This is a genomic window from Pseudomonas sp. FP1742, assembly GCF_030687145.1.
Lineage (GTDB): Bacteria > Pseudomonadota > Gammaproteobacteria > Pseudomonadales > Pseudomonadaceae > Aquipseudomonas > Aquipseudomonas frederiksbergensis_D.
Map to the genome: position 1 here is coordinate 2,792,308 of NZ_CP117460.1, position 16,654 is coordinate 2,808,961.

18 protein-coding genes are annotated in these 16,654 nt (G+C 59.3%); 11 read left to right on the plus strand and 7 right to left on the minus strand.

Annotation, left to right across the window (positions count from 1 at the left end; all coding sequences use genetic code 11):
* Positions 1 to 25 precede the first annotated feature (25 nt).
* From PSH64_RS12435 to PSH64_RS12460, 6 genes are all read left to right on the plus strand, one after another.
* The gene (locus PSH64_RS12435; protein WP_305480811.1) at positions 26 to 1,726 is read left to right on the plus strand and encodes a putative porin; all 1,701 of its coding nucleotides are present in this window, start codon (positions 26 to 28) and stop codon (positions 1,724 to 1,726) included.
* A gap of 17 nt (positions 1,727 to 1,743) precedes the next feature.
* Positions 1,744 to 2,373 carry a DNA repair protein gene (locus PSH64_RS12440; RefSeq protein WP_305480812.1) on the plus strand — a complete coding sequence of 210 codons (630 nt, stop codon included), beginning with the start codon at positions 1,744 to 1,746 and terminating at the stop codon, positions 2,371 to 2,373.
* A gap of 20 nt (positions 2,374 to 2,393) precedes the next feature.
* Positions 2,394 to 2,873 (plus strand): YbjN domain-containing protein, encoded by a 480-nt coding sequence (locus tag PSH64_RS12445; protein WP_305480813.1) that lies wholly within the window; start codon positions 2,394 to 2,396, stop codon positions 2,871 to 2,873.
* A complete protein-coding gene (locus tag PSH64_RS12450) occupies positions 2,870 to 3,820 on the plus strand; it encodes a peptidylprolyl isomerase (RefSeq protein ID WP_305480814.1) in 951 nt (316 codons plus the stop codon). The genes PSH64_RS12445 and PSH64_RS12450 overlap by 4 nt, the downstream gene beginning before the upstream one ends.
* A gap of 159 nt (positions 3,821 to 3,979) precedes the next feature.
* Positions 3,980 to 4,966, plus strand: a complete 987-nt coding sequence (locus PSH64_RS12455) for a LysR family transcriptional regulator (protein WP_105342106.1) — start codon at positions 3,980 to 3,982, stop codon at positions 4,964 to 4,966.
* 106 nt (positions 4,967 to 5,072) lie between these two features.
* Entirely contained in the window at positions 5,073 to 5,591 is a 519-nt protein-coding gene (locus tag PSH64_RS12460) for a GNAT family N-acetyltransferase (RefSeq protein ID WP_105342104.1), read from the plus strand.
* A gap of 1 nt (position 5,592) precedes the next feature.
* On the opposite strand, the gene PSH64_RS12465 is transcribed toward PSH64_RS12460, so the two are convergent.
* From PSH64_RS12465 to PSH64_RS12480, 4 genes are all read right to left on the minus strand, one after another.
* The gene (locus PSH64_RS12465; RefSeq protein ID WP_105342102.1) at positions 5,593 to 6,285 is read right to left on the minus strand and encodes an aspartate/glutamate racemase family protein; all 693 of its coding nucleotides are present in this window, start codon (positions 6,283 to 6,285) and stop codon (positions 5,593 to 5,595) included.
* 112 nt (positions 6,286 to 6,397) lie between these two features.
* On the minus strand, positions 6,398 to 6,868 hold the full coding sequence (locus PSH64_RS12470; protein ID WP_105342099.1) for a DUF2599 domain-containing protein: 471 nt from the start codon (positions 6,866 to 6,868) through the stop codon (positions 6,398 to 6,400).
* Entirely contained in the window at positions 6,865 to 7,800 is a 936-nt protein-coding gene (locus PSH64_RS12475; protein WP_105342097.1) for a halovibrin HvnC, read from the minus strand. The genes PSH64_RS12470 and PSH64_RS12475 overlap by 4 nt, the downstream gene beginning before the upstream one ends.
* Before the next feature lie 73 nt (positions 7,801 to 7,873).
* Positions 7,874 to 9,241 carry a hypothetical protein gene (locus PSH64_RS12480; RefSeq protein ID WP_105342095.1) on the minus strand — a complete coding sequence of 456 codons (1,368 nt, stop codon included), beginning with the start codon at positions 9,239 to 9,241 and terminating at the stop codon, positions 7,874 to 7,876.
* A 248-nt stretch (positions 9,242 to 9,489) separates the two neighbouring features.
* On the opposite strand from PSH64_RS12480, the gene PSH64_RS12485 reads away from it, so the two are divergent.
* A complete protein-coding gene (locus PSH64_RS12485; protein WP_305480815.1) occupies positions 9,490 to 9,984 on the plus strand; it encodes a hypothetical protein in 495 nt (164 codons plus the stop codon).
* 135 nt (positions 9,985 to 10,119) lie between these two features.
* Here PSH64_RS12485 and PSH64_RS12490 read toward each other — a convergent pair whose 3' ends face one another.
* Together PSH64_RS12490 and ccoN are read right to left on the minus strand one after the other, a co-directional pair.
* Positions 10,120 to 10,341 (minus strand): cbb3-type cytochrome c oxidase subunit 3, encoded by a 222-nt coding sequence (locus PSH64_RS12490; RefSeq protein WP_305480816.1) that lies wholly within the window; start codon positions 10,339 to 10,341, stop codon positions 10,120 to 10,122.
* Positions 10,342 to 10,356: 15 nt separating this feature from the next.
* Entirely contained in the window at positions 10,357 to 11,784 is a 1,428-nt protein-coding gene (gene ccoN, locus PSH64_RS12495) for a cytochrome-c oxidase, cbb3-type subunit I (RefSeq protein WP_305480817.1), read from the minus strand.
* A 428-nt stretch (positions 11,785 to 12,212) separates the two neighbouring features.
* On the opposite strand from ccoN, the gene PSH64_RS12500 reads away from it, so the two are divergent.
* From PSH64_RS12500 to PSH64_RS12515, 4 genes are all read left to right on the plus strand, one after another.
* Positions 12,213 to 13,886 (plus strand): nitrite/sulfite reductase, encoded by a 1,674-nt coding sequence (locus PSH64_RS12500; protein ID WP_305480818.1) that lies wholly within the window; start codon positions 12,213 to 12,215, stop codon positions 13,884 to 13,886.
* Positions 13,883 to 14,377: a DUF934 domain-containing protein gene (locus PSH64_RS12505; protein WP_305480819.1), complete on the plus strand. Its 495-nt coding sequence runs from the start codon at positions 13,883 to 13,885 to the stop codon at positions 14,375 to 14,377. The genes PSH64_RS12500 and PSH64_RS12505 overlap by 4 nt, the downstream gene beginning before the upstream one ends.
* A 283-nt stretch (positions 14,378 to 14,660) precedes the next feature.
* Complete coding sequence (locus tag PSH64_RS12510) at positions 14,661 to 15,629, plus strand: hypothetical protein (protein ID WP_105342081.1); 969 nt, start codon at positions 14,661 to 14,663, stop codon at positions 15,627 to 15,629.
* A gap of 120 nt (positions 15,630 to 15,749) precedes the next feature.
* On the plus strand, positions 15,750 to 16,421 hold the full coding sequence (locus PSH64_RS12515) for a DUF3313 domain-containing protein (RefSeq protein ID WP_305480820.1): 672 nt from the start codon (positions 15,750 to 15,752) through the stop codon (positions 16,419 to 16,421).
* A gap of 59 nt (positions 16,422 to 16,480) precedes the next feature.
* Here the strand turns inward: PSH64_RS12515 and PSH64_RS12520 are convergent, their stop codons facing one another.
* Entirely contained in the window at positions 16,481 to 16,618 is a 138-nt protein-coding gene (locus tag PSH64_RS12520) for a hypothetical protein (RefSeq protein WP_305480821.1), read from the minus strand.
* Positions 16,619 to 16,654 lie beyond the last annotated feature (36 nt).

Sequence of the window (16,654 nt, forward strand, 5' to 3'; positions counted from 1 at the left end):
TTTTGCCAAAAGGAGTTGTGTGCAGATGATTTCCAACGTGAATCGATTGTCCCTGGCGGTCGGCATGGTCATTGCGACCCTGGTCGGGCACGCAGCGGCAGCCCCTGCGCCCTCGGAAAACGCCACGATCAATCTGATCCGCTTGCTGGTGGAGCAAGGCGTATTGAAACAGGACAAGGCCGAGGCGCTGATTGCCCAGGCCCAGAACGAAGCCGTGCAGGCCCAGAAGGCGGCTAGCGCCAGTACTGCGGTGGCGGCCGGCCCGGCTGCCGCGCCTGGCGATGTACGGGTGCAATATGTACCGGCGGCGGTACGCGATCAGATCCGCGACCAGGTCAAGGCCGAGGTCATGGCCACCGCCAAACAGGAAAACTGGGCCCAGCCCAACACCTTCCCGGACTGGGTCTCGCGCATCAGCTTCGACGGCGACATTCGCCTGCGGGACGAGTCGCGTTACTACTCGGGCACCAACAGCAACGAAATCGTCGACTTCGCCAGGCTCAACAATAACGGCCCGTACGACGTGAACCCCAACAGCAGCACCAACCTGCCGCCATTGCTCAACAGCCGCGAAGACCGTGAAAACCTGTTCCGCCTGCGGGCGCGCCTGGGCATGAAAGCGCTGATCTCACCCGAATGGACCGCCGGCATTCGCATCGGCACCGGTTCAGACAACAACCCGGTGTCCACCACCCAGACCCTCGGCGGCGGCTTCGGCAAAAAAGACATCTGGCTCGATCAGGGTTACCTGACCTGGAAACCGTCCGATCAACTGACCCTGACCGGTGGGCGGATCGCCAATCCGTTCTTCTCCACCGACATGCTTTATTCCACCGACCTGAACTTCGATGGCGTGGCGGCGATCTTCGACCACAAGCTCAACCGCGACTGGGGCCTGTTCGGCACCGTCGGCGCATTCCCGGTGGAATACACCAACGACACCAGCACCAGCAACGGTTTCGACAAGGAAGAAAGCGACAACAAGTGGCTGTACGGCGCGCAGATCGGCGCCAACTGGGCGATCAACAGCAACAACCGTCTGAAGGGCGCCTTGGCCTACTACCGTTTCGACGACATCGAAGGCCAGCGTTCCAGTCCTTGTGAACCCTGGGCCGGCGCACCGGGATGCGACAGCGATGGCAGCCGCTCGGCGTTCATGCAGAAGGGCAACAGCGTGTTCCTGCTGCGTGACATCACCCCCAACCCGCTCAACCCGGCCACCACGGCGCAACCGCAATTCGTCGGCCTGGCTTCGGAATTCAACCTGCTGGACCTCAACCTCGTGTGGGACACCGACCTGCCTGAAGACTTCAAACTGCGCAGCCAGGCCAACTACATCCACAACCTGGGTTATGACGAAGGGGAGATGCGCAAACGCTCGGCGGGGCAGATCGTCAACAACCTCGACAGCAATGGCGAAGTGGAAAGTGGCGCCAATGCCTGGATGGTGCAGTTCACCCTCGGCAACTCGCTGGACTTGAAGAAGCAGGGCGACTGGAACTTCTTCGCCGGCTACAAGTACATCCAGCCGGACGCCTTGCCGGACGGCTTCAACGACTCGTCGTTTCACCTCGGCGGCACCAATGCCAAGGGCTACTTCCTGGGCGGCAACTACGGCCTGGCCAAGAACGTCTTCGCCACCGGTCGCTGGCTGAGTTCCGAAGCGGTGTACGGCGCGCCGTTCGATATCGACGTCTTGCAGCTGGAAATCAACACGCGCTTCTAAGGCGCAGGGAGAGCGTCATGAACACAAAAATCCTGCTGTTTGCCCTCGGGGTGTTGCTGACTCAAGGGGCGAGCGCCGAAGGCATGGAGGAACGCTTGCGCACCCAATTGCGCAGCACCACCCAGCAGTTGCAGGCCCTGCAAAGTCAGCAGGCCCAGGCCAGCGCCGCGCAAGTGGCGGCCGAGAGCCAGACCAAGGCTGCACAAACGCAAATCAAGCAACTGACGGCGGAATTGGCCAAGGTCAAGGGCGTGGCCGAACAACTGGCCGGTCAGCATGACAGCCTGCGAAGCCAGGCCCAGGCGCAAGCGGCGGCCAGCAGCGAGCAGATCGGCAAATTCAAGAAAGCGTATGAAGAGCTGTTGGTGATGGCCCGGGGCAAAGAAGCCGAACGCGCAAGGCTTGCGACACAATTGGCCGAGCGTGACACACAAATGCAGCAATGTTCGGTCAAGAATCAACAGATGTACGGCGTGGCCAAGGAGATCCTCGCGGCCTACGAAAAGATCGACGTCGCCGAGGTGATGAAGATCCGCCAACCGTTCGCGGGCAGCGCCCGGGTCAAGTTCGAAGAGCTGGCCCAAGGGTTTGGCGACGAACTCTATAAAACGCAATTCGACGCGCCCCAGGCCGCGATTGCCCATTGAATGACAGGGACGCCTTTCACATGACTCAATTGATCAGCCACGTATCGCCACAATCCCTCACCGACGTGCTGCAAGCCGCCGGTTACCGGGTCAATCAAACGGAGCAGAACGGCATCGTGCAGTTGCTCAGCGCTAGCCAGGGCATCGGCTACGCCGTGCGTTTCGGCAACCCGGCAGCCGAGCCGGGCAGCTACGTCGACTTCACCTTCAGTTGCGCCTTGCGCGTGCAGGGCGAGTTGCCGGCCGGGCTGGCGGAGCTGTGGAATGCCTCGCGCCGGTTTGCCCGGATGTCGGTGCAGGGCGAGTTTCTAGTGATGGAAATGGACGTGGTGGTGGCCGCCGGGGTGAGCGACGAGCACTTGCGCGGCAACCTTGAACTCTGGGATCGCTTGCTTCAGGAATTCATCGTTTACTTGCGCGAATACAGCCAGAACGCTGCGCAGTTGCAAGCCCAGGCTAAAACCGCCGAGGCGCCCGCGCAAGAGGTTCCAGCCCTGTGAAAAAGCGTACGGTAGTGGCCGGCGCAGGGGCGCTGGCCGTGTTGGTAATTGCTGTTGCGCTGGGGCTGCGACCGGGCAATGACCCGGTCGCGGCCCAGCAGCCGGCGCCATCGGCAGTCTTGGCAACGAGTGCGCCGGCGGTCGCGCGCCTCGGCAATCAGCAAGTCGCCCCTGAAGAACTCAAGGCACTGCTCGCCACCTTGGCGCCGGAGTCCCGCGAACAACTGCGGGCCAATCGCGGGGCGCTGGAGAGCTGGATTCGTTCGCGCCTGGCCGAGAAAGCCGTACTCGAACAGGCCGACGCCCAAGGCTGGCGCCAGCGTCCGGAGGTCGAACGGCAAACCCGCGCCGCGACTGAGCAGATCGTCTTTCGCGATTATTTGCAGTCGGTCAGTCAGGTACCGGCCGATTATCCCAACGCCGCCGAATTGCAGCAGGCCTATGAGGCCGGCAAGGCCGGTTGGGTGACACCGCCGATGTACCGGGTCAGCCAGATTTTCCTTGGGGTGAGCGATCCGCAAAATCTCGATGCCGTGCGCAAACAAGCTGCGGAGCTGAGCAAAAAAGCCCAGGCCGCGCCGACGGAATTCGCGGCGTTGGCGAGTCAGTATTCGCAGGATCGAGCCAGCGCTGAGCGAGGCGGCGACACCGGCCTGCAACCGTTGCAGCAACTGGTGCCGGAAGTGCGTGGCGCGGTGGCGCGGCTGAAAGTCGGGGCCGTGTCCGAACCGGTGCAGAGCGCGGCCGGTTTCCATGTGATCAAACTCACCGAGCAGCAACCGGCCCGCACCGCGACCCTGGACGAACTGCGCGAACGCCTGACCCAGGCCTTGCGTGCCCAGCGTCAGGAACAGATCGCCAAGGCCTACCTGGAAGGCATGCTCAATACCGCGACGCTGAGTATCGACGGGGCCGAGCTCAACAAAGTGCTGGAGGAAAAACGTTAGTTTCCCCGTTCGCAGCGATCCAGTGTGGGAGCGGGCTTGCTCGCGAAGAGGCCTTCACAGGCAACATTTCCATTGAATGTGCCGACGCCTTCGCGAGCAAGCCCGCTCCCACAGGGGATGTGTGGAGTACCTAAAACAAAGATCGACAGGGAGTCATCGATGTCATTCATAGAACCCACAGGACGTCAGGGTGTTGTCGAATACCGATCCTCGCGCGAGCCATCCGAATCCTGGCTGGCCCTGGCTGCCGGGATCGATGCCGAGGTGGCGCAATATTTCATGGTCAGCGCCCGTTGCGGCTGTTTCATGCAGGCCGCGCGCAGCCTCAATGTGCGGGCAACATTGTTGCGCAAGCATCTGGCGCAGCTGGAAGATCAGCTGCAGCGTTCACTGTTCAAGTTCCAGGGCAGTTCGCTGACCTTGAGTCGTGACGGCCAGCAGTTGCAGGCACGGTTGATCGCGCTGGTGCACGAACGCAAGTTGCCGGTGATCGAACAGCCGTTGATTCGCCTGGCCGTAGCCGAGTCGATCCTGCACGACATCCTCGGTCGCGACCTGGTCGCGCTGCTGCGGCGCAACGCCAGTGTGCGCCTGGACATCATTTCCCTCGACAGTGAACTGTCCCTGCGGGCGATCAGCGCCGATGTGGTGGTGTGGCTGACGGGCACTGATTCGCCGCTGCCAGGCCCCAGTTTTGCCATCACCGAGCCCCAGCGTCTGGCACGGCTGGACTACCTGCCGCACATTGCCAAACGTTACTCGCGGGTCGCGGCCCGCCCGGACAGCCTGGGTGACCTGGCCGACTTCATGCTGGTGCAATGGCAGCACGACCGTCAGGTCGAGACCTTTGGGCCATGGAACCGTCTGGTGGAGCAGCGCCTGGCGGGGGTGGTGCAGTTGCATTCCTATGAGTTGATGCTGGAGATGATCCGTTGCAGCGCCTGCATCGGTTTGCTGCCGCACTACATGAGCCGATTCGATCGAGGGCTGTTGGCGTTGCCCGGGCTGTTCAACCAACCGATGCAGCGCCAGGTGTGGATGGCGGTCAATGCCGATTCCCGAAATGAGCCTGAGGTGCAGGGCATCGTCGAGCTGATCCGCAACACCTTCAATGAGCGGCGGGAGTGGTTCGAGCAGCTCGACTGATCTTCTGGCAAGAACACCTCTGTGGCGAGGGGGCAAGCCCCCTCGCCACAGAGGTTTGCACCGTTATAGAGTAAGCGGCCATGTACGCATCAAGGACGAAACACTCATGCCCGCCGATTCCGTCATTACCCTCGAACGCTTCAACGAATCCCACGTCGAGGGCGTCACCGCCCTCTACAACGACCCGGCTGTGGCCCGTCAGGTGCTGCAAATGCCGTTTCAGTCCGCCGAGGTCTGGCGCCAACGCCTGATGGCGGACAACGAACGGGCGGTGAAACTGGTGGCGCTGCACCAGGGATCGGTCATCGGCAACATCGGTCTGGAACAGTTTTCGCGAGTTCGCCGCAGCCACGCCGGCAGCTTTGGCATGGGTGTCGCCGTGGCTTGGCAAGGCAAGGGTGTCGGTTCGAAGCTGCTGGCGGCGGCGCTCGATGTCGCCGATAACTGGATGAACCTGCAACGGGTCGAACTCTCGGTGTACGCCGACAACGAAGCGGCCATCGGCCTGTATCGGAAGTTCGGCTTCGAGACCGAAGGCCTGTTCCGCGACTATGCCGTGCGTGACGGTCGGTTGGTCGATACCCTGAGCATGGCTCGCCTGCGTCGCACGCTCAAGGCAGACTGACTCAGTCGCCCAACGCGAATGCCACCGCCGCCTGCGCATGCAGTTCGGTGGTGTCGAACAAGGGCAGGGCGCTGTGCTCGGGTTTGATCAGCAGGCCGATTTCGGTGCAGCCGAGGATGATCGCCTGGGCGCCGCGTGCGGTCAGCGATTCGATCACCCGTTGATAGACCTGGCGCGACGCCTCACTGATCACCCCGCCGCACAATTCGTCATAGATGATCCGGTGCACGGCCTGGCGTTCATCAGCCTCCGGCACCAGTACCGTCAAACCCTTGGTCATCAGACGCGCCTTGAGAAAATCCTGTTCCATGGTGAACGCAGTACCGAGCAGACCCACCCGCAGCGCACCGGCATCCAGTGCCGCCTGAGCGGCAGGGTCGGCGATGTGCAGGAACGGAATATCGATCGCCGACTGAATCTGCCCGGCCACCTTGTGCATGGTGTTGGTACACAGCACCACGCAGTCAGCTCCGCCAGCCTCCAGGCGCTGGGCTGCATCCACCAGAATCGCCGCCGCATCGTCCCAGCGCCCGGCATGCTGGGCCTGTTCGACAGGGCCGAAGTCGACGCTGTACATTAGCAATTTCGCCGAACGCAATGGCCCCAGGCGATCGCGTACCTGCTGGTTGATGAGGCGGTAATACTCGGCGCTGGACTCCCAGCTCATGCCGCCGATAAGGCCGATGGTGCGCATTGGATTTCCTCAGGCTATGGCGTGTGTCGATAGGCAAAGCCTGGGAGTTTCCAATTGTTCAATGACGAATACCAGTGAAAACCAACTGTAATGCTCTTCTTTCGGGAAAGTGTCATGGTGCCTGTTCAGGCAAGGGGATCACATGGTTGCAACCAGCTTCCAGGGTTTTTGAATACCCTACATCAGGCCGCCACGGTTCCAGGTTCCACTGAGGTTTATCTCTTGCAATCGCCAGATGACAGATCAATTGGTGACGCATGCCATGGGTGTTTTTCCAGTAGCGGCTGTTGGAATAGTCACGGGAGAGTTCGTCCCACAGGAAAGGTGTCCCCTCCGGCGGTGTCTTCCTCGCACACGGGGTCGGCGTGATGGAGAACGACCACTGATAGTCCCGGTAAACCCATTGCGCACTTGCGACGTATTTCACACAGCGTTCTACGGTAAGGATATAGCTGTCAGGGGCTTGTGTTGCCGTTTGCGCATAAGGGGGGGAGCTGATGCCAGCCATCAAACCGAAGCCGATCAGCGCATGAGAGAGAATGCTCAGGGCTTTGCCGAGCGTGCGCCACAGCAGGGTGTTCATTGAGTCACCACTTGATCTGCGGCGACGTAAGTAAAAGTGGCTGTGCCCGTGGCGCTAGTGGCAGGCGTCAAGCGAATAATCGGGACCACGATCTTCGGATTTGTCGAGTTGTAGAAATCCCGTTGGTTGTATTGCGCATCGGCTAGTGGCTTTGGATCGGTACCACCAGCAATGTAAAAGAACGCCATGATCGGGAATGTGTTGGGCTGACCAGGTGTCCAGACTTTAATGATGATTTCATTGTGTCCGTTAAACCCTGTGGCACCTAACATGGGTTTCGCTACCAGGGATTGGTAGAACGCGGGACCGGCTGCGGCATTGCGCTCATCTCTGATGTCGAATCCACATTGACGCAAATTCGGGTTGCCCCCCGCGATATTCCATACGGCTAGCCATTGTTGCGCAGTGGTCACGCCAGCGTTCTGGCACAGTTGACTTTGAGTGGGATAGTCTTTGGAAGGACCGCAAACTTCCGTCGTGCTCCGGTGCCAACCCCATGCGTCCATTGGGTACGAGCACAGATAATCCAGATCGATCTTGTCGGCCGGTGCCTCAAAAATGGGATACAGGATATAGCCATTACCGTAACCCCACGCCAGCCGCCCGAAATTGGCATCCGCCCGCAGATAGGAATAGGATACCCCGCCACTTTCTACCGAAATGGGGCTGGGGTCCCAGACTTTATAGGTGTTGGCGGGGTCTTTTACCGTGACCCTGAGGGTCACACCCGAACACAGGAATGCGGGCTGCGAGTCCGATTTGTTGCAGTTAGGCCATTTTCGACTGTAAAGCGTGTTCAACTGGGTGGCGATGGCGGGGCCATTCAGCGTCTGGACATTGTTGAGCGTGCCTACTTCACTCGGCGGTTGTATAGCGACTTGAGTGCAGCCGACCATCAACGCGATTAACAGTGAACCTATTATTTTGCGCATGACTTATCCCTCGTCTCTAACGACGCCTTGTCAGTGGGTTGTGTGCAGTGATCAGCTTTTTGAAGGGAAGCCCTTAGAGGATCACTCGCAGAATCCATGAAAAAATAATGGGTTCAGCTGTGCCTGTTCGATGCAGGGTGTAGTTGAACAGACCTTCCTTTCCTTTGTTGTTGCTCACCCAGGCAGGCGGCACTGGAACGTTGGTGTATGTGGGCTGCGTGATGTTGTATTCGACGCTGTCGTATCGGGTACTGCCAACCAGCAGCGAAATTCGCACCTTGTAGGGGGCTTCGAGAGTCGGGTAGTAGACCCTGAGATTGTCTTTGCCCGCATTCAAAGTAGGTGCCGGCAGGTGATGTTTCTGTGAGGTGACCGTGAGGTTCAGGTCTTTGGACGGTTGGTCCAGAGTGTCACCCGGTAGCCTGACGGTGTACCTGACCTCTGCCTTGGTGCCGATACAGTCAAGCACTTCATGTCTGGGAATCAGAAACGTCAACTTCTCCCCCGCATACGAGACGGTTTGAATTTCACTGCCATAGGTCGTGGCGCGCCCGACCCAATAGGCTTTGACGGTTTGGCCCCGGTTTGAACCTGTGTATGCCACCTTCACCGTCGCGTGTTTGGCTTCATAAAAGTCCCTCTCAAAATCGATAACGGTACCGTTGGAAACCTTGGCTTCCAGCACCTCTGGTTTGATGAGATCCAGCAGGGGTTTTTGTACATGCACATCGATGTAGGTGGTTTGTGACCAGACTGCTTGCGGGCCTGAGGGGTTGCCAAGTAGGTCTTTTACTTGGAAACGCAGGGCGAACCGGGGATTGTCCTGCCAAAAATCCCTGGCGAAGAGTGTCAGCACCACGCGGCCAGCGACAGCCTCTGCCGCGGTTACGGTGTGCAAAACATCCTGGCCGTCACAATCAAGTCTGATGACATCACGTTCACGCATATAGACGTAGCTCAAGGTGACGTCCACCCCTTGCGCGGCGCGCGCGGCATCCACGCCCTTGGCGATGACATCGGCGGGCAGCGTCATGAACAGGTTAAGGTTGTCCCCGGAGCCGGGTACCACACCCCCCGGCCCCGGCGTATTGAAGAGTACGACCAGTGACAACGAGGTTTCGGGATCCTGGCTGACCCGAGTCACTCGTAACTTCAGTTCGTTAATACCGTTGCGCAGCGATGCCTCAGGCAACTTCATCGTGAACCGCTTGTTTTCTTCACCCGGCTGAATGATTTTGTTGGCCGTTGCGGTTGTCGAGCCGTTGACTAGCAGATCTGCTGAGTCAAATGAGCTCATGTTCAACCAGGGGTCGACAAGAATCGAAAGTAGCTGATTGACGATGAGTGAGAGCGGTACGCCACCTTCGGGATTTCCGGGATGGATAACCGGCGTCACCCATCCGGGAATGAAGACTTTGTTAATGTCAAGTGGGCTGTTCATTTCACGCTCCGGCTATCCGTAAGATTTTCTCTTGAACTGCAACAGGCGTAGTTATCAAACCCTATGGAACTGTGTGTGGCTACTGTCAGATCTGACAGGTGAACCCCTGAAAAACAGGCAAATAATGACCGTTCATCGCATTTTTTTTGCCGAGGCTCTGTAGCCGTTCGCACCTTTGTCATACGCCCGCGCCCGACATCTGCCATGCTCAAAATCCGCAGCACCGCTTCAACCAAAGGAACACCGCAATGGACGACGTACAGCAACTGGGCGAGATGCTTCGTCACTACGCAGAAAGCGAAGCGCACAAGAAGCAACTGTTTGAAGCGCAATCGGCCGTGTGGGCGACGCGCATTGGTGAGTTGTTCGATCAGATCCAGCAGTGGCTGGCACCGGTCCTGGCACCGAACCTGCTGGAAGTCGGCCGCGAGGCGTATGTTGCGTCCGGGCCGAGCGTGCCGGTCGAGATTTCGACGTTCAAGACCGAGAAACTGACCATCGTCATCGCCGGGAAACCGGTGGAGTTTGTACCGGATGTGATGGGTGCGGGTGGGCAGATTTCCCTGGCCGTGATGGGATTGACCGCCGCGCGGTATGGCAGCATTTCGCTGGTATGCCTGCCACCGTCAAGCGCTTGGCAATGGCGCAAGACCAATGGCTTGAAAGACCCGGACGTCTTTGCTTTTGATGCGAATTTCCTGGCGCAACAGCTGCAGAGCCTGATTCCCCGCGAGCGCAACTGAAGCGTGTTATTTGTGACCAACACATAACCACTGTGGGAGCGGGCTTGCTCGCGAAGAGGGAGTGTCAGTAGGCATCATTGTTGCCTGACACACCGCCTTCGCGAGCAAGCCCGCTCCCACATTGATTGTGGTGTATCAGATTTCGAGCTTGCCCCAACCCGTTTTTAACTCCTCCGGCGCGACGGCGTTCACTTTCTTGCCAGTAGCCAATTCCACCCGCCGCGCCACCTCGGGGTCATCGGCGAACGGGATCAGGCTGGCATCGTCCAGGCTCTCGGTTGTCTGGTGCATGAGGCAGTATTCGACCGCCAGCCAAAGCCCCAGCACACCCAATAGATTCAACGCCATCTCGATCATGTCAGGCTCCTTGCCTCAGGCAAACTGCGCTTCAAGGTCGGCCACCTTCACATCCGACACCCGTACCGTGCGCCACACGTTGTAGGCCATCAGCAGCATGCCGCTGAGGAAACACACCCCCCCGGCGAAACGCACCACGAACCCCGGATGGCTGGCCTGCAAGGCTTCGACGAAGGAGTAGGTCAGCGTGCCATCGTCGTTGATCGCGCGCCACATCAGGCCCTGGGTGATGCCGTTGACCCACATCGAGGCGATGTACAGCACGGTGCCGATGGTCGCCAGCCAGAAGTGCAGGTTGATCAGCGGCACGCTGTGCATCTGCGTGCGGCCGAAGACTTTCGGGACCATGTGGTAGATGGCGCCGAAGGTGATCATCGCCACCCAGCCGAGGGCTCCGGCGTGCACGTGGCCGATGGTCCAGTCGGTGTAGTGGGAGAGGGCATTCACCGTTTTGATCGCCATCATCGGCCCTTCGAACGTCGACATACCGTAGAAGGCCAATGACAGCACCAGAAACCGCAGGATCGGGTCGGTGCGCAACTTATGCCAGGCACCCGACAGCGTCATCATGCCGTTGATCATCCCGCCCCAACTGGGCGCCAGCAAAATCAGCGACATCGCCATGCCCAGCGACTGCGCCCAGTCCGGCAGCGCGGTGTAGTGCAAGTGGTGGGGACCTGCCCAGATGTACAGGGTGATCAGCGCCCAGAAGTGCACGATCGACAGGCGATAGGAGTAGATCGGACGCTCGGCCTGTTTCGGCACGAAGTAGTACATCATCCCCAGGAAGCCTGTGGTCAGGAAAAAACCCACTGCGTTGTGCCCGTACCACCACTGCACCATGGCGTCGGTGGCCCCGGAATACACCGGGTACGACTTGAACCAGTCCACCGGAATCGATAGGTGATTAACCACGTGCAACATGGCGATCACCACGATGAACGCACCAAAAAACCAGTTGCCGACGTAGATGTGTCTGGTCTTGCGTTGCACCACGGTGGTGAAGAACACGATGGCATAAGCGACCCACACCACCGTCATCCATACCGCGCCGGAGAACTCGATCTCGGCGTATTCCTTGGTGGTGGTGTAGCCCAGCGGCAGGCTGATCAGCATCACCACGATCACCGATTGCCAGCCCCAGAAGGTGAACGCGGCGAGCTTGTCGGAGTACAGCCGTACCTGGCAGGTACGCTGTACCGCGTAATAGCTGGCGGCGAATTGCGCGCTGCCGGCGAAGCCGAAAATCACCAGGCTGGTGTGCAGCGGGCGCAAGCGGCCAAAGGTGGTCCATGGCAGGTCGAGGTTCATCTCGGGCCATACCAGTTGCGAGGCGATCCATACCCCCATCGCCATCCCGACGACACCCCATACCACGGTTGCCACGACGAATTGGCGGACCACCTTGTAGTTATAGGCCTGTCCGATTGTTGCTGTGCTCATGGTCAGTTCTTCCACGGTTGCAAAGACTTGCCAGGCCACCCGGTCTGGCATGCCATGAACTGTAGGAACCCTGCCGGAAACAAAACAGTCTCAGGAAACTTTCATTTATACGGATCAGATGCGGGGCACGCCTGCGGCCATCAGTCGCGTCCTGATACGGTTTTTTAGTGTTTAGCTGAATCTGTAACACGCTGCGCTGCTGCCGCATAGTTGCACCCCAAGAACGAGCCGCAGAGTTCGATCCACCGCAACTCCTGTGGGAGCGGCCTGTGGCGAGGGGGCTTGTCCCCGTTGGGTTGCGAAGCAGCCCCAAAATCTCTGATACACCGAAGATCTTGTGAGTGCTACGCACTCAAACGGGGGCAAGCCCCCTCGCCACAGGAGCTTCCACAGGTTCTGCGCAACATTCCTGATGAGGTGGCAGCTACATGTATCAGTACGACGACTATGACCGGGCCCTGGTGTTCGAGCGTGTTGCGCAGTTTCGCGATCAGGTCGAACGTTTCATGGCCGGTGAGTTAAGCGAAGAAGAGTTCCTGCCTTTGCGTTTGCAGAACGGCCTGTACCTGCAAAAGCATGCCTACATGCTGCGCGTGGCGATTCCCTACGGCACGCTGAGCGCCAGGCAAATGCGCACGCTGGCGAGCATTGCCCGGGACTACGATCGTGGTTACGGCCACTTCACCACCCGGCAGAACATGCAGTTCAACTGGATTGAACTGGCCCAGGTGCCGGACATCCTCGAACGCCTGGCCCAAGTGGAAATGCATGCGATCCAGACCTCCGGCAACTGCGTGCGCAACATCACCACCGAAGCCTTCGCCGGGGTCGCGGCGGACGAACTGATGGACCCGCGTCCGCTGGCGGAGATCCTGCGGCAATGGTCGACCATCAACCCGGAATTCCTGTTTCTGCCGCGCAAGTTCAAGATCGCCATCTGCTCGGCGAAGCAGGACCGCGCGGCCATCATGATGCATGACATCGGCCTTTATCTTTATCGCGACGACAGTGGGCAAATGCTCTTGCGGGTGATCGTTGGCGGCGGCTTGGGGCGTACGCCGATCCTCGGTTTGCAGATCCGCGAAGGCTTGCCGTGGCAGCACCTGCTGTCCTACGTCGAAGCGGTGTTGCGGGTCTATAACCGTCACGGGCGGCGCGATAACAAGTACAAGGCGCGGATCAAGATTCTGGTCAAGGCGCTGGGTATCGAAGCGTTCGCCAAAGAAGTGGAGGAGGAGTGGCAGCACCTCAAGGACGGTCCGGCGCAGTTGACCGACGTCGAGTATGAGCGCGTCGCCAGTGCCTTCGTGCCACCCGATTACCGTTCACTGGCCGGCACCGACCTGGACTTCGGCACGCGCCTGGCCGAGCACCCGGCGTTCGCCCGTTGGGTGACGCGCAGCGTTCAGCCGCACAAGGTGCCGGGTTACGCCAGCGTGGCGCTGTCGACCAAACCGGGCATCGCCTCGCCGCCGGGGGATGTCACGGCCGAGCAAATGGACGCGGTGGCGCAATGGTCCGAGCAGTTTGGTTTCGGCGAAATCCGCATCGCCCATGAACAGAACATCGTCCTGCCCGACGTGCCCAAGGCCGACCTTTACGCGCTATGGTGCCTGGCCTGCGAGCAAGGCCTGGGGAGTGCCAATATCGGTTTGCTGACTGACATCATCGCTTGCCCCGGCGGCGACTTCTGCGCCCTGGCCAACGCCAAGTCGATCCCCATCGCGCAAGCGATTCAGGCGCGTTTCGACGATCTGGATTACCTGCATGACCTGGGTGACATCAGCCTGAACATCTCCGGCTGCATGAACGCCTGCGGCCACCACCACATCGGCAACATCGGCATCCTTGGCGTCGACAAGAACGGCAGCGAGTGGTACCAGATCACCCTCGGCGGCGCCCAGGGCAAGGACAGCGCGTTGGGCAAGGTCATCGGCCCGTCCTTCAGTGCCGCCGAAGTGCCCGATGTGATTGAGCGGATCATCGGCACGTTCGTGCGCTACCGCGAGAGCGAAGAACTGTTCGTCGATACCCTGGCACGCATCGGTCTGGAGCCATTCAAGGAGCGGGTTTATCCGAAGGTGCTGGAGGTGTCGGCATGAACAATCTGCTGCGTTTGCGAGAGGGCGGTGCCGAGTGGGTGCGCGATGACCCGTGGCAGTTGATTCGTGAAACGACCGGTGAACTGCCGGCCGGACCGCTGATCCTGCCGTTACCCCAGTGGCTGGCCCTTAACGCCGACACCACAACCGCGCTCGAGGGTGTCTGGCTGGGACCGGACGACGAAGTGACAAACCTGATTCCGTGGTTCCCCGACTTGCCGCTGATTGCTCTGGACTTCCCGAGTTTTCGCGACGGACGCGCCTACAGCCAGGCCTATCTGTTGCGTACGCGTTTCGGTTGGGAAGGGGAATTGCGTGCGATTGGGGATGTGCTGCGTGATCAACTCAGCCATATGCGTCAATGCGGCTTCGACAGCTTTGCCGTGCGCGAAGACAAGTCTGCCGAAGATGCGCTCAAGGGCCTGGCGGGGATGAGCGTGTTGTATGGGCGTTCGGTGATCGAGCCCAGGCCGTTGTTTCGGCGGCGTTGAAGTTTTCCCGGCGAATTTGCCCGAGCCCTTCAGTTAAGCGCAATCCTTGTGGGAGCGGGCTTGCTCGCGAAGACGGCGGCAGAATCAACATTGATGTCGCTTGACACGCCGCTTTCGCGAGCAAGCCCGCTCCCACAGGTCCTGCGTTTTAATTTACCGGCTTGGCGTTAGCCCTCTTTGCCACAAGGATCTTTTTTTGTCCGGGTATTTTTGCTTGGGCCACTGATGGCATTTTGGTAGAGTCCGCGCCTCATTAAGGAGTCGGTCAAGAAAGGAGTCTGTTTTGGGCGCGGGCAAGAAAATTTTAGGGCTGATCGCGTTGTTGCTGATGGCAGCCCTGTGGGGTAGTTATTTTTACGTGTTCAAAGAGAACCGTAACGGCCAGCTCGGGGATGCGTTCGACAGCTACGCCTGGTGCGGCACGCCGCCGGCCAGCGATAGCGGCGGGTTGGGCAAGGATCAACTGTCGCTGCGCATCACCAACAACGTTCGCGGCGAGTTCATGCTCTCGGGGGCGGTTGTCGTTTCCGAGCGCACCTTTGATCGCTACGACCTGGGCCGCAACGAACTGCGGCTGCGCATGGAGCCGCTGCAGTGGTCCTACGGCGTTGCGCCGATTTTCATGGAACAGGTCAAGATCAAACCCCTGAGCCGTAACCTGTCTTCGGTCAACAAAAGTGCCTACGCCGAACTTGAGTCCCGGCCCATCGACGTCCAGGGGCGTGCGACCGACTTTCCGTTCGACACCTACCGCTACGGTTACAAACCGGTGTTGTACTACCTCAAGGGGAACGAGCGCGTCGACCTGCGCTTCAAAAACGTCACCACCAGCATGCAGATGTCCAACACCTTTACGCCGATCCAGAAGTACAACCGTGTCGAGTACATCAACGAGAAAAATTCGCTGATCAGTGAGCAGGACTACAAGCCCTACGGCGCCAACGAATGCGCGTTCAGCGTCGAGCGCAAGGGCTCGTTCAAGGTGATTGTGTTGCTGTTGCTGCTGGTGATGTGCCTGCCGCTGCTGCATGTGTTCTATCGCGACGAGCCGGGCATCGATTTTCTCGCCACGCTGGTGAGTATCGGGGCGATCCGGGTGTTCCTGGTGGGGCCGTTGAACGACTTTCAGCTGTACACCATCGACTTCCTGTTCGGTGCGGTGATTATCCTGGTGGGTACGGTGTCGTTGATCAAGGCAATGCGGGCCAATAGTCGACGGGAGTTGGCAGCGAAAAGCGGGTCTTCGTGGTGATTGCCGCGACCGTGGCGAGAGCTGAAAATTGTGATTTTCGATACAAAAACGCCGGGCATTAGCTATACCTGTAACTCTCGTAGGCAATACCGTTGCCGTCCTTCTGACAGGAGTTAAAGCATGAAGCTTGCGTTAATGATGAGCACACTGTGCATCGCCTCGATCGGGGTGGTGGGTTGCGCCAGCAAAGTCGTCGAGCCAGGCCAGTACTCTGGCTTTCTCAAGGACTACAGTCAGCTCAAGGAAGCCAAGTCGCCATCGGGCGCCGTGGTGATGCGCTGGGTCGATCCCAAGCTCGACGTCAACAAATACACCAGTGCCTACATCGAACCGACTCAGCTCTATCCCAAACCGCAACCGACAGTGAAAATCCCTCAGACCACGCTGAACGGCATCACCAGCTACTACGATCAGGCGCTCAAGCGCGAACTGGGTAAATCCCTGCCACTGGCCAGCGGCCCAGGCCCAGGCGTGATTGTGGTACGTGCGGCGATCACCGCTGTCAGCAGCAAGACCGAAAGCCTCAAGCCGTATGAAGTGATCCCGATCGCTCTGGTGGCGGCGGCCGTCACCACCGCCAGCGGCGCTCGCGATCAGCAAACCGACCTGGCCACCGAAGCGGTGTTTCTTGATGGCAGCACCAACAAAGTCATCGCCCAGGTGGTGCGCAAGGGCACCGGCAAACCGTTGGAAAACGAAGCTCAGGTGATGAAGGTCGATGACGTGAAAAACGTGATCGATGGTTGGGCTTCGGACATGAATCAGTCGTTTGTAAAGTTCAAGTCCAAGTAACGCGGGATTATTGTTCGCGCAAGATCGTTCCCATACATGGGAACGATCTATCTCTTTGGCTATCCCCCCTGGATATCGGCCGGTGCGACGGTGAGCGCAATCGGCGTCGCATGACTTTGCATTGTCTGGGCACCGACGCCACAACTGGCGAAAAGCGCCATCAGGCTGAATCCCGCGACGCGAAGCAAACCTTTCATAGATGTTTCCTCATTTTCCGAAGATGACATTCGGTC